Raw genomic sequence first — 12,855 nt, 5'->3', positions numbered from 1 at the left:
TGGTGATCAGAGATTCAGTGTGAGGCTGACGGTGAAGTTACGCGGCTCACCCGGCGCGACCCAGTAATTGCTGAAGGAACGCTCATAATATTTTTCGTCGAAAATATTGTTGAGGTTCAAACCCACGGTGACGTTGTCGCTGGCCTTGTAATGCGCAAGCAGGTCCACTGTCTGGTAGGCGGGCAGCTCGAAGCGGGTGCCTGACTCGCCGGAACGGTCGCCGACATAGGTATAGGCTGCGCCCACGTCCGAACCGCGCAATACGCCTTCCTGGAATTCATAGACACCCAACAGACTGCCGCTGTGCTTTGCCACGCCCAGAATCCGGCTGCCGGTGGGGATCGTGCGGTCGCCCTTGGTGACTTCGGCGTCGATGTAGGCGAAGGCGCCGATCACGCGGACTGCTTCGGTTACCTGTCCGGTGAATTGCAGGTCGAAACCCTGGCTGCGAGCCTTGCCCACGGCGCGATTGGTGTCGGTAGATGGATCGAGTGCCAGCACGTTTTCCTTCTCGATGTGGAACGCCGACAGCGTGGTGCTCAGCCGATCATCGAACAGCTCGCCCTTGATACCGGCTTCATAACCAATGCCTTCTTCCGGGTCGAAGGTGTTGCCCGACGCGTCGAGCCCGTTGTTGGGTTTGAACGAAGTCGAGACGTTGGTGAACAGGCCCACCTGCGGCGTGAGCTGATACAGAAGCCCCGCACGCTGAGTGAACGCATCCTGTCGCTGACCGGACGTCCGGTTGGTGGTGTAGTCATCGATCTGCTGATCGAAATGCTCGAAGCGCGCACCGATCATCCCGCGCAGTCTGTCGGTGAATACAATCTGGTCTTGCAGGTTCAACGCACGGCTTTCGACATGCTCGAAGAAATCAGTGCCCGAGCGGGCACCATTGGGTTTTGGCTGACCGTAGACCGGATGGTAGAGATCGATGGCATAAGTGGTCCCCGCAACCGGCGCGATATTGGTGACGCGTTCGTTTTTGCGGTAGTTCTCGTATTCGGTGCCGATCAGTACTTCGTGCTCAAGGCCCATGCCTTCGAAACGGCCGCGCAGCTCCAACTGGGTAATGCTGTCGTGCCAGTTGTTGTCACGCTCGCGATAGCGGCGGTTGACCGTGCGGCCGTCGGCGCTCAGCGGGCGCGACTCGCTGGCGTAGCCCGACATCTCGCCTTGTTTGTAATGGCTGGCCAGGCGCAGTGACCAGATGTCATTGAGCTGATGATCCAGTGCGAACTGGACCATGTTGTTATCGTTATCAATGTCGTCGTCAGGTTCGCCGAGAAAGGTCGAGCGCGACACGCCGCTCCATTTGTTGTTGGGCGCAACGACGCCGCGGTCGAAGGTCGATGTGTGACGGACGAACTCGGTTTCCACTAACAGGTGCGTGTCAGGATTCAGTTGCCAACTGAAGGAGGGCGCAACGAACACCCGTTTGCTTTCGACGTGATCGCGAAAGCTGTTGTTGTCTTCGACTGCCAGATTGACCCGCGACAGCAGGTTGCCTTCCTCATCGAGGGGCGTGTTGACGTCCAGCGCGGTGCGGTAGCGGTCCCAGCTGCCTGCGCTGGTCTGCAGGGTGGTAAAGGCTTCGCGCTGGGGCTTCTTGGTGACGATATTGACGGTGCCGCCCGGGTCGCCTCGGCCATACAGGCTGGCGGCGGGACCCTTGAGTACCTCGATACGCTCGATGTTCGCCGCATCAGGGGTGGCGGGGTAGCCTCGGTTGGCGCTGAAACCGTCCTTGTAAAACTCGGAGGTGGTGAAGCCGCGAATGCTGTACTCGTAGAGCGTCAGGCCACCGAAATTATTCTGCTTCGACACGCCGCCGGCGAAATCCAGCGCACGGTCGACGCTGTTGCTGCCCAGATCCTTAAGTACAGAAGCAGGCACCACGCTGATCGACTGCGCAATGTCCTTGATGGCGGTATCGGTCTTGGTCGCCGTGGCGGAGCGGGTCGCACGGTAACCCTGAACAGGACTGGTTGCCGTTTCAAATTGATAGTCGGAGGTAACGTTGACGCTTTCCAGCTCGAGGGTGTGTGGCTGATCTTCCGCAAAACCGGTATTGCCGAGCATCCCGATGGCCAAGCCTGCCAGAGACGCAATTCTACGAGACGACATGTGAGACTTCCTGATAGTTATGGATACAATATAACATCTCCGATGAGAATCGTTTCCATACAGGAATGCCCAGAACGAACAAATTTTGCAAAGCCCGACGCAGCCGAATCCTTGAGGTTTCAGCGCATTGGGACAGGGGAAGGGGATTCGAGACTCAAACGAACGGAGCGCAGCCCCGTTCGTGTTCTGCCGTCAAGGCGTGGTTACTTGACGCGGTTGCTGAGGGTGCTGACCGTGCCTTTCAGCGAATTGAGTTCACTGCGCGTGTTGCTGATATCGTTTTTGAGGCTGGAAAGATCGCTGCTGCTGGCGCTGGAACCGGAATTACGCTTCAAGTCACCGACCTGACTCTGCAGCGCTGCGAGAGCCCGGCTCTGATCGTCGATTTTGCTTTTAAGGCCGGAAACATCGCTGTCGCTGCTGCGCGACGGGTTGCCATTGTTGCGTTTGAGTTCCTCGATAAGGCGTGCCTGAGCCTCGACGGTCTGTTTCAGACTTTCAATCCTCGCCGCATTCTGTCTGGAGTCGTTCAGCAGCGCCTGAAGATCGCCCAGAGTGACATTGGTACTGCGTACCGAATAAACCGAATTGACCGCCTCGTAATGGGTTGTGGCCAGGTTGTCCTGACTGGATGCGCTGCCAGGATTGAACTCGAGTGCTTGCGCCTGCGAAAAGGCCAGACCGCTTATCAATAACGCCGCGAAACGAGAACCCCAACGCGATGAAAAAGAATGACTAGCCATTACCTGAGTTTCCTTGTCGGGTGCCGAAAATGGCACATTGATATGACTGAGATTCAGGTATCGGGTTCATGACCTGCCAGGGTTTATTTCTTTCCTCAACTGCCCTGTAACGGCTTCTCATCCTGAAAGAAATAGTCCTTCCATGAAGCAGGCTTGTTCTTGATAGCGCCGACGCGGTACAGGAATTCGGCCAGCGGATAAGTGTTCTTCGGGGTGATGGTGAACTGGAATTCCGGCCGGTCGATGATCTTGAGCAACTCGGGCCGGTCGATTTTCGATTTCGTCACACGGAGGTAGGTGTCGGCGGCAGCACCGATGTCCTTGCGGACGAACTGCTCGGCCTCGCTCAATGCTTCGATGAACGCCTTATAGGTCTTGGGATTTTCGTTGCGGAATTTCTCGGTGGCAAACAGAACGGTCGGGGAGTTCGGACCGAACAGGTCGTAAGTGTTCAATACCACGTGCACGTTGGGATTGCGCAGTTCCTGATCCTGATAGGGCGGGTTGGAGAAGTGTCCGGTCAGCTCGGTACCACCGGCAATCAGGCTGGCGGCGGCATCCGGATGCGGCAGGCTGAGGGTGTATTTGTCGAGCCGCGCGAACTCCTTGTCGCCCCATTGTCTGGCCGCAGCATATTGCAAGTAGCGCGACTGCACCGAAACACTGACGGCAGGCACCGCGATGCGGTCCTTTTCGGTGAAGTCGGCGATGCTCTTGACCTTGGGGTTGTTGCTGACCAGGTAATACGGGAAGTTGCCCAGCGAGGCGACTGCCTTGACGTTCTGCCTGCCGAGTGTGCGGTCCCAGATGGTCAGCAGCGGGCCTACGCCTGCACCCGCGATATCGATGGAGCCGGACAGCAGCGCGTCATTGACCGCCGAGCCACCGGACAATTGGGTCCAGTCGACCTTGATCTCCAGACCGTCTTCCTTGCCGTGTTTCTCGATCAACTGTTGATCACGCACCACGTTGAGCAGCAGATAGACAATCCCGAACTGTTCGGCAATGCGGATTTCCCCTTCGGCCTGCGCCGTTGCCGGGGCCAGCAGTGAACCGGTGATCAGTGTGGCGGCGAGGCCAAGGGCTTTTGCCAGGCGTGAGGTGGGTTTGTCGATCGTTGACATGTGCTGCTCCAGTAACTGCAATATTTTTCGAGAGTAACGCTATAAAAAATATTATTTAAATAACGTTAATGAATAACGATAGGCCGCTTGAGCAGGCGCTTCATCCCAGCTGAAACTCCCGGTCCCAGAGTGGCGATACGTCAATCTTTTCGCTCAGCACACCCGCTTCGAAAAACACGTCAGCGACTTCCTGCTGTGACGCGATGGCCTGATCATCAATGGCTCTGAGCTTCCATGGCTGGCTGCGGTTGGCGATCTGATCAGCGAACACCGCCTTGTCGATGCCCAGCAGTTTTCCGGATTTCTCAGCCCACGCTTCAGGGTGATCGTTGATCCATTCCAGGGTCTGGCGCTGACGCGTGAGGTAGTCGGTGATGGCTTGGCGGCGCAGGGGGTCGGCCAGTGCAGCGGGGCGGGCGGCCAGCAGGTAGTTGCCGGACAGGTAGCCCAGGGCTGTTTTCAGCACGCGAGCGCCGTTGCGAAATTTGGCGAGCTGGATGAAGGTGCCGTAAGTCACCCAGGCGTCGAGCTGGCCACTTTGAAAGGCGGTGAAACCGTCCTGCGGTGTGAGCGCAATGGCATTCACGTCATCCATGCTCAGGCCTTGTTCCTTGAGCGCCTTGATCAGGAAGTAATGGGCCGTGGTGGCTTTGACATACCCGACGCGCTTGCCCCGCAATTCAGCGACCGACTCAATGCGTGACGCGTCGGGAATCAGAAACACCTGATTGTTGACGTCGCCTTCCATCACCGCGATCAGCCTGGGCTGGCGATGGCTCTGAATCGAAAAGATTGGCGGTATCTCGCTCATCGAACCAAGGTCGATACTGCCTGAGGCTATCGCTTCGACGATGAGATTACCGCCCGGAAACTCGGAAAACTGCACCTTGTAAGGCCGTTTGTCGTTGCCGGCGTTTCCATTGAAATTGGCGTCTCCGCCTCGGTAGGTCGCGACCTGCAGGGTCAGGTCGGCCAGTGGATCCTGAGCGAACAGACGGGGCGTCAGACCCAGCGTCGCCGCGCCGAGGGCCACGGCGCTGGCCGTCAGAAAACTTCTTCGGTTGAACGTTTTGCTCATGCGGTCTCGTCCATGCGGTCCGGCAAGCCGGAATGTGGTCCAGTTCCTGAAGCGCTCAGAAACATCGAGCATCGATGTAAGCATAACGTCGAGTTTTAATATTCTACTTTTTTATAATTAGCTTATAAGTAAATGTGCTTTTTAAATGATTTATTATGCGCATAGGCTTGTTTTATCGCCTTCGATAGTCAGGGACATCATCATGAGCAACGTCAGCGCATTGCCGATCCAGCCAGGCACGGCCTCTTCGTCCGGCCTCAGTGTGCAGGACAGGGTTTCGCCGCAAGAATGGGAAGTGCGGGTCAAGCTTGCCGCGGCGTATCGTCTCGCCGCGCTCAAGCGCTGGACCGATCACATCTACACGCATTTTTCCGCCCGCGTGCCGGGGACGGACGAGCACTTCCTGATCAACCCCTTCGGCCTGCTGTTCGACGAGATCACCGCCTCCAATCTGGTCAAGGTCGATATCGACGGCACCGTTGTCGATGACCCCACCGGGCTGGGCATCAACTACGCCGGCTACGTGATTCACAGCGCCATTCATGCTGCGCGTCATGACTTGCAGGCGGTGCTCCATACCCACACCCGCGACGGCATCGCCGTGTCCGCGCAGAAGGACGGCCTGCTGCCGATTTCCCAGCACGCGATCGCCTTTTCCGGCCGCGTGGCGTACCACGGCTATGAAGGTATCGCGCTGGATCTGGACGAGCGCGAACGACTGGTGGCAGACCTTGGCGACAAGAGCGTGATGATCCTGCGCAACCACGGGTTGCTGACCGGCGGCGTCAGTGTCGAGCATGCCTTTCAGCAACTGCACAATCTGGAGTACGCCTGCAATATCCAGATTGCCGCGCAATCGGCAGGCAATGCAGAGCTGGTAATTCCGCCGCGCGACGTCATTGCCAAGGTGGAAGAACAGGCCAACGTCATCAAGGACGGCCACGGACCTGGGGTGGCCCGGCACTGGAACGCGCTGATCCGGGAACTGGAACGCACCGGCACCGACTACAAGACTTGACAGACGCATCACCCGCACAAGGACGCACATTCATGGGTTTCACAGATTGGGTCAGAAGCTGCGCCGCCGTGCTGGCGTTCAGTGCATTGTTCGGCTGCGGCAATGACGACCGGCAAGTGGTTTCCAGCAACGAAACGGTGGACTGGTCGACGGTAAAACTGGTGCTGGGCGATCAGGCGAAGGGCCTGCGCACGGTGGTCGAGGCATCTAAGGCTTTCGACGGCGTGCCCTATCAGGTCGAGTGGGCCAACTTTCAGGGCGCAGCTCCCTTGTTCGAAGCCCTGCGCGCGGGCGCTGTCGACCTGGCACCGGCCGGTGACACCCCGGTTCTGGCAGCGGCTACCGGCGGCGCGCCGTTACGCATCGTTGCGGTGCGCCGCAGTCAGGCGCGCAGCATTGCGATTCTGGTGCCCAAGGATTCCCTGATCCAGACAGTGGCCGATCTCAAGGGTCGCAACGTGGTGATCTCTTCGGCGCGTGGCAGCATCTCTCAGTACCTGTTGATCCGGGCGCTGGCCAATGCCGGGGTCAATGAATCGGAGGTGAACATCGGTTTCGTCATGCCGACCGATGCGCTGCCCGCATTCAACGCAGGCAAGATAGAGGCCTGGGCGACATTCGGCGTCTATCAGGCGTTTGCCGAAGAGCAGGGCGCCCGCGTGTTGCGTAGCGGTGAGGGCATCAATACCGGCCTGACCTTCATCACTGCCTCGGACGATGTACTGAGCGATCCCGTCCGGCGTCAGGCCCTCAACGACGTGCTCAAGCGTCTGGCCAGCGCACTGGACTGGGCCCGCACCCACACCGATCAGTACGCCGAAGTCTTTGCCAGGGTCAACGACATTCCGCTACCGGTATCGCGTCGACTGCAGAGCTGGGGTATCGAAGCACTGGAACCGGTCGAAGATCGCGACGTCGAGGCCCTTCAGCAGGTCGATGATCTGTTCGTCGAGAAGAAAATCTTTCCCCATTCCGTCAAGGTCGCGGAGCTGGTGGACCGGCAGGTATTCGAGAAGAGCCGGGATTTCACTTCGCGATGATGCCAGCCGCTTGTTGTTGGTGTAGTGTGCGCACCCAAAACAAGGGGCGCCTACATGCAAGACCTGCTGAACGAAATCCTCGATGAAGTGAGACCCTTGATCGGTCAGGGCAAGGTCGCCGATTACATTCCCGCGCTGGGGGGCGTACGGCCCGATCAACTGGGCATCGCGGTGTACGGCAACGATGGCCAGATGTTCAGCGCAGGCGATGCTGAAAAGCGGTTTTCGATCCAGAGCATTTCCAAGGTGTTCAGTCTGGTGCAGGCCATCGGCCATTCGGGGGAGGACATCTGGCAGCGTCTCGGCCACGAGCCTTCCGGTCAGCCGTTCAATTCGCTGGTGCAGCTGGAGTTCGAACGGGGCAGGCCACGCAACCCGTTCATCAATGCCGGTGCGCTGGTGATCTGCGACATCAATCAGGCGCGCTTCGCGGCACCGTCGCTGTCGATGCGCGACTTTGTCCGGCGTCTGTGCGGCAACCCGTCGATTACTTCCGACTCCAAAGTCGCCGAATCCGAATACCAGCACCGTTCGCGCAACGCCGCAGCGGCGTACCTGATGAAGTCGTTCGACAACTTTCATGGTGACGTCGAAGACGTGCTGCGCAGCTATTTTCATCATTGCGCCCTGAGCATGAGCTGCATCGATCTGGCCCGCGCTTTCGGTTTTCTGGCCAATCAGGGTTTCTGCACCCACAGTGGCGAGCAGATACTGAGCGCTCGACAGGCCACGCAACTGAACTCGATCATGGCCACCAGCGGTCTTTACGACGAGGCGGGCAATTTTGCCTACCGGGTCGGTCTGCCGGGGAAGAGTGGCGTAGGTGGCGGCATTGTCGCCGTTGTGCCAGAGCGGTTCTCGGTCTGTGTGTGGTCCCCGGAATTGAACGCAGCGGGCAATTCGCTTGTCGGTATGGCTGCGCTGGAAAAGCTCAGTGCAAGGATCGATTGGTCAGTGTTCTGACGCAGGACACTGAGCCCGGACTCAGACGTGTACAGGTAGCGGGGTCAAGGATTGAATCAAAGTCTGTTCAAATCGCTCACGATGAGCGTCGCGTTGATGCTGCTGGCCGCGTGCGGCACCCAGCGACCTCAGGAACCCGAACTGAGCCCCGATCAGGCGCGGGCGCGAATCCTGCGCCTGATGCCGGCCACGGTCAGTGACCGGCAGGCGTGGGCCACCGATATCCATGCGGCCTTCGCGGCGCAGAAAATTCCCCTGACCACTGAGAATGTCTGTTCGGTACTGGCCGTGACCGAGCAGGAGTCCACCTATCAGGTCGATCCTGCCGTTCCGGACATGGGGCGCATCGCCCGTGCCGAGATCAATCGTCGTGCGGCGCGGCTGCACATTCCCAAAGCCTTGATCGACACGGCGCTGCGCGTCCGCTCGCCAGATGGCAAAACCTACGGCAAGCGCCTGGATACCGCCCGCACCGAAAAAGAGCTGAGCGCGATCTTCGATGACTTCATCGGCATGGTCCCGCTGGGACAGGCGTTGTTCGGCAACTTCAACCCTGTTAAGACTGGCGGTCCGATGCAGGTCAGCATTGCCTTCGCAGAAAAGCGTGCCGAGGATTATCCCTATACGGTTGACGGTTCTATCCGACGCGAGGTGTTTACCCGGCGTGGCGGCATGTATTTTGGCATCGCGCACTTGCTGGGCTATCCGGTGAGCTACGATAAAACCCTGTACCGGTTCGCGGATTTCAACGCAGGCTGGTACGCGAGCCGCAACGCCGCGTTTCAGGCAGCGGTGAGTCAGGCCACAGGCATCAATCTGGCGCTCGATGGCGACCTGATTCGTTTTGACTCCACGTCGCCGGGTTCGACCGAATTGGCGGTGCGGACACTGGGTGACCGGCTGGGCATGAACAAGTCGCAGATATGGAGCCAGCTCAAGCAGGGCGATACCTTCGAGTTCGAGGAAACCGAGCTGTACCGCAAGGTGTTTGCGATGGCTGACACGGCGGCCGGCAAGCCGTTACCTCGGGCAATCCTGCCGGGCATTACCCTGAAGAGCCCCAAGATCACCCGCACACTGACCACCGCCTGGTTCGCCGAGCGAGTGGATGACCGGCGTGAACGTTGCGTACAGCGTGCGCCAGCGGGGATGTAGCCCAACCCGCTGACGTTCCCGCGCGTCCTGCGTGGTAACGCCGCTCAAGACGCTCGGAATCCGCTGTGAAACCGATTCAACCGCGTACCAGCTTCACTGTCATGGCATCCGGCTCACCGTCGAAAAATGTGTCCAGCACTTCCTGAAACACCGGCCGGTCGGGCGCTGCGAGTTTGAACAGGGTCATGCTCGAATGCAGCTTCATGTCGTCCGGCGAATTGAATATTTGCCGCGCCGTACGTTCTACCTGTGGGGCAATGAGGTGGGCGCACTGTTCAAGGCGCGGTCCGAGCACCGGATGTTGCAGGTAGGACCTGGCCTCATCGAGGCTGCTGATGGCATAGCGCTGGGCCATTTCGCTGCGACCCAGTCCACGGATCTGTGGAAACACAAACCACATCCAGTGGCTGCGTTTCTTCCCGGCTTCAAGCTCCGCCAGTACCTGAGTGAATACGGGTTGTTGAGCCTCCACAAAGCGCTGCAGGTTGTAAACATCGTTCACGATGAGCCTCCTGTTTTTTAGCGAGCCTGCGTTTGCGGCCGTATGATGGCCGACCTTTCAGGTTGGTCCGGTATCAAGAGTTCTATTGCGTATGCCCGTTTTCAAGCGTTTTTCGTCGTTCATGCAGCAGGCCTTTCGGGCGATGCAACTGGTCTGGACCACGTCCAGATGGCTGTCGCTGGGCTTGATCCTTGCCACGCTGGTGGCTGGCCTGTTGCCCGCACTGGCGGCCTGGCTGGGTCAGCGCATTGTGGATGCTGTGGTCAGCGCCATGCAATTGCATGCCAGCACCGGCGAAGCGCCGCTCTGGCCGGTGTTGCGCTACGTGCTGTTCGAGGCGGGCGTCCTGGCATTGCTGGCTGCCGCTCAGCGCGGCCTGTCGGTGCAGCAGGCACTGTTGCGGGTATTGCTGGGGCAGAAGGTCAACACCCTGATTCTGGAAAAGGCGCAGACCCTGTCTCTGATGCAGTTCGAAGACTCGGAGTTCTACGACAAGCTGGTGCGCGTGCGGCGTGAGGCCTCGACAAGGCCGCTGGCGCTGGTCACCAAGTCGCTGGGCCTGCTGCAGAACCTGATCTCGTTGATCAGCTTTGCCGTGCTGCTGGTGCATTTCTCACCTTGGGCGCTGGTGATCCTGGTGCTTGGCGCATTGCCGGTGTTCTTTGCCGAGGCGCACTTTTCCGGTGATGCATTCCGTCTGTTCACCCGTCGCGCTCCGGAAACACGCCGCCAGAACTACATCGAAACGCTGCTTTCCCACGAGGGTTACATCAAGGAGGTCAAGCTGTTCGGTTTCGCGCCGCTGCTGCTCAAGCGCTACCGCGAGACCTTCGAACGGCTGTACGCCGAAGACCGTCGCCTGACTGTACGCCGTGACGGCTGGGGATTTGTACTTGGTCTGCTGGGCACTGCCGCGTTCTATCTCGCTTACGCCTGGGTGGTGGTCGATGCGGTGCATGGCCGTATCACGCTTGGTCAGATGACCATGTATCTGGTGCTGTTCAAACAGGGTCAGGCTGCCGTGAGCAGCAGCCTCAGCGCGATCAGTGGTCTCTACGAAGATGGTCTGTATCTGGCGGATCTGTATGTCTACCTCGCCCAGCCGGTCATCCTGCCGACCGGCAGCCTGACTCAGGGCGCGTCTCCGGGCGATGGGCTGCGTTTCGAGGACGTTTGCTTCACCTATCCCGGCACCAGCCGCCCTGCGCTGGAGCACATCGACCTGCATCTGGCGCCGGGCCGCAGCGTGGCACTGGTTGGCGAAAACGGCTCCGGGAAGACCACCCTGATCAAACTGCTGACGCGGCTCTACAAGCCCGATCATGGACGCATCCTGCTCGACGGCAGCGATCTTCAGGAATGGGACGAAGAGGCGCTGCGCACCCGTATCGGGGTGATCTTTCAGGACTTCATTCGCTACCAGTTTCTGGTCGGCGAGAACCTCGGCGTCGGTGACACGGAAGCGTTTCACGACGAAACCCGCTGGCGCGAAGCTGCGGCTCAGGGCATGGCTGCGCAGTTCATCGAACAGCTCGATAAGGGGTACGAAACGCAATTGGGGCGTTGGTTCGCGGGCGGACAGGAGCTGTCCGGTGGCCAATGGCAGAAGATTGCGCTGTCACGTGCCTACATGCGCCGCGATGCCGACATTCTGATTCTCGACGAGCCGACGGCCGCGCTGGATGCCGGGGCGGAAGCAGCGGTGTTCGATCACTTTCGTGAGTACGCCAAGGGGCGCATGACCCTGCTGATCTCTCATCGATTTTCCAGCGTGCGCAATGCCGAACACATTGTGGTGCTGGAATACGGCAAGGTCCTGGAGCGGGGCAGCCATGACAGCCTGATCGAGGCGCAAGGCCGCTACGCGGCGCTTTTCGACCTGCAGGCCCAAGGCTATCGCTAGATGAAGGCTGTCATGAAAAGCGACAAAAGTCCTTGCAGTGCGTCATCGACAGGCGTTTTATAGGGCTCGTTTTTACGGCACCCCTGTGTGCTTTTTTCTGAAACCGGATGGAGTCATCAATGCAATTTCGTTCATTGGGCAAGACTGACCTGTCGGTCAGCGCCATCACTCTGGGCACCATGACCTGGGGCGAGCAGAACACGCAGGAAGAGGCATTCGAACAGATTCGCATGGCCAAAGACGCCGGCGTCAACTTCCTCGACACCGCCGAGATGTACCCGGTGCCGCCGCGTGGCGAAACCTACACCAAGACCGAAAGCATCATCGGCGAATACTTCAAGAAGTACGGCGACCGCAGCGACTGGGTCCTGGCGAGCAAGGTGGCCGGGCCAGGCCGCATGGAGCACATCCGCGATGGCAACCCGCGTCTGGATCGCCATAACATCACCGTCGCGCTGGACGCCAGCCTCAAGCGTCTGAATACCGATTATCTGGACCTGTACCAACTGCACTGGCCGGACCGCAAGACCAACTTCTTCGGCGTTCTGGGCTACACCCATGACCCGGACGACGTGTCGGTCGAGATCGAAGAAACCCTGTCGGTACTGGGTGATCTGGTCAAGGCGGGCAAGATCCGTCATTTCGGCCTGTCCAACGAAACGCCGTGGGGCACTCAGCGTTTCCTGCATCTGGCTGAAAAACTGGACCTGCCGCGCGCCGTATCGATCCAGAACCCGTACAACCTGCTGAACCGCACCTTCGAAGTCGGCCTGGCGGAAATCGCCATTCGCGAGCAGATTGGTCTGCTGGCGTATTCGCCGCTGGCGTTTGGTGTTCTGGCTGGCAAGTACCTGGACGGCGCACGTCCTGCCGATGGCCGTCTGACCCTGTTCGAGCGCTTCCAGCGTTACAACAATGCGCAGGCCGTCAGTGCGACCGCCAAATACGTGGCACTGGCCCGCGAGCACGGCCTGGACCCCTCGCAGATGGCGCTGGCCTATGTCACCAGCCGGCCTTTCGTGACCAGCAACATCATCGGCGCCACCAAGCTGGATCAACTGGCGGTCAACCTGGCGAGCATCGATGTCACGCTGTCGGACGAAGTGATTGCCGGGATCGAAGCCATACATATTTCGCAACCTAACCCGGCTCCGTAAGCGGAACGCCACTGAACTAACTTTCAGCCTCGCCAGTCAGCATCT

The 12,855-nt window shown here is 59.2% G+C and carries 11 protein-coding genes; 6 read left to right on the top strand and 5 right to left on the bottom strand.

What is annotated here, in order from left to right; genetic code table 11:
• Positions 1-6 precede the first annotated feature (6 nt).
• The 4 genes from JTJ32_RS08200 to JTJ32_RS08185 form a co-directional block, all read right to left on the bottom strand.
• Positions 7-2,127, bottom strand: coding sequence for a TonB-dependent siderophore receptor (locus JTJ32_RS08200; protein WP_210041715.1), 2,121 nt, complete (start codon positions 2,125-2,127; stop codon positions 7-9).
• Positions 2,128-2,330: 203 nt separating this feature from the next.
• The gene (locus JTJ32_RS08195) at positions 2,331-2,870 is read right to left on the bottom strand and encodes a hypothetical protein (RefSeq protein WP_236059220.1); all 540 of its coding nucleotides are present in this window, start codon (positions 2,868-2,870) and stop codon (positions 2,331-2,333) included.
• A 95-nt stretch (positions 2,871-2,965) separates the two neighbouring features.
• Positions 2,966-3,994 (bottom strand): ABC transporter substrate-binding protein, encoded by a 1,029-nt coding sequence (locus JTJ32_RS08190; protein ID WP_210041714.1) that lies wholly within the window; start codon positions 3,992-3,994, stop codon positions 2,966-2,968.
• A 100-nt stretch (positions 3,995-4,094) separates the two neighbouring features.
• Positions 4,095-5,072, bottom strand: coding sequence for an ABC transporter substrate-binding protein (locus JTJ32_RS08185; RefSeq protein ID WP_210041713.1), 978 nt, complete (start codon positions 5,070-5,072; stop codon positions 4,095-4,097).
• A 202-nt stretch (positions 5,073-5,274) separates the two neighbouring features.
• On the opposite strand from JTJ32_RS08185, the gene JTJ32_RS08180 reads away from it, so the two are divergent.
• The 4 genes from JTJ32_RS08180 to JTJ32_RS08165 all read left to right on the top strand — a co-directional run bounded on the left by JTJ32_RS08180 (position 5,275) and on the right by JTJ32_RS08165 (position 9,248).
• Positions 5,275-6,090, top strand: coding sequence for a class II aldolase/adducin family protein (locus JTJ32_RS08180; RefSeq protein ID WP_210041712.1), 816 nt, complete (start codon positions 5,275-5,277; stop codon positions 6,088-6,090).
• Between the two features lie 32 nt (positions 6,091-6,122).
• The gene (locus JTJ32_RS08175; protein WP_210041711.1) at positions 6,123-7,130 is read left to right on the top strand and encodes an ABC transporter substrate-binding protein; all 1,008 of its coding nucleotides are present in this window, start codon (positions 6,123-6,125) and stop codon (positions 7,128-7,130) included.
• A gap of 54 nt (positions 7,131-7,184) precedes the next feature.
• Positions 7,185-8,093 (top strand): glutaminase B, encoded by a 909-nt coding sequence (glsB, locus tag JTJ32_RS08170; protein ID WP_210041710.1) that lies wholly within the window; start codon positions 7,185-7,187, stop codon positions 8,091-8,093.
• A gap of 81 nt (positions 8,094-8,174) precedes the next feature.
• Complete coding sequence (locus JTJ32_RS08165; protein ID WP_210041847.1) at positions 8,175-9,248, top strand: DUF1615 domain-containing protein; 1,074 nt, start codon at positions 8,175-8,177, stop codon at positions 9,246-9,248.
• A gap of 76 nt (positions 9,249-9,324) precedes the next feature.
• On the opposite strand, the gene JTJ32_RS08160 is transcribed toward JTJ32_RS08165, so the two are convergent.
• Complete coding sequence (locus JTJ32_RS08160; protein ID WP_099227874.1) at positions 9,325-9,750, bottom strand: DUF1810 domain-containing protein; 426 nt, start codon at positions 9,748-9,750, stop codon at positions 9,325-9,327.
• Positions 9,751-9,841: 91 nt separating this feature from the next.
• Between JTJ32_RS08160 and JTJ32_RS08155 the strand changes: the two genes are divergently transcribed.
• Complete coding sequence (locus JTJ32_RS08155) at positions 9,842-11,653, top strand: ABC transporter ATP-binding protein (protein WP_210041709.1); 1,812 nt, start codon at positions 9,842-9,844, stop codon at positions 11,651-11,653.
• 119 nt (positions 11,654-11,772) lie between these two features.
• Positions 11,773-12,810 (top strand): NADP(H)-dependent aldo-keto reductase, encoded by a 1,038-nt coding sequence (locus JTJ32_RS08150; RefSeq protein ID WP_099227872.1) that lies wholly within the window; start codon positions 11,773-11,775, stop codon positions 12,808-12,810.
• The last annotated feature ends 45 nt before the right edge of the window (positions 12,811-12,855 follow it).

Origin of the sequence: Pseudomonas alliivorans, assembly GCF_017826695.1 — a bacterium.
Taxonomy (GTDB): domain Bacteria; phylum Pseudomonadota; class Gammaproteobacteria; order Pseudomonadales; family Pseudomonadaceae; genus Aquipseudomonas; species Aquipseudomonas alliivorans.
The sequence above is the reverse complement of the archived record's forward strand: the minus strand, read 5'-3'. Positions and strand labels throughout refer to the sequence as shown.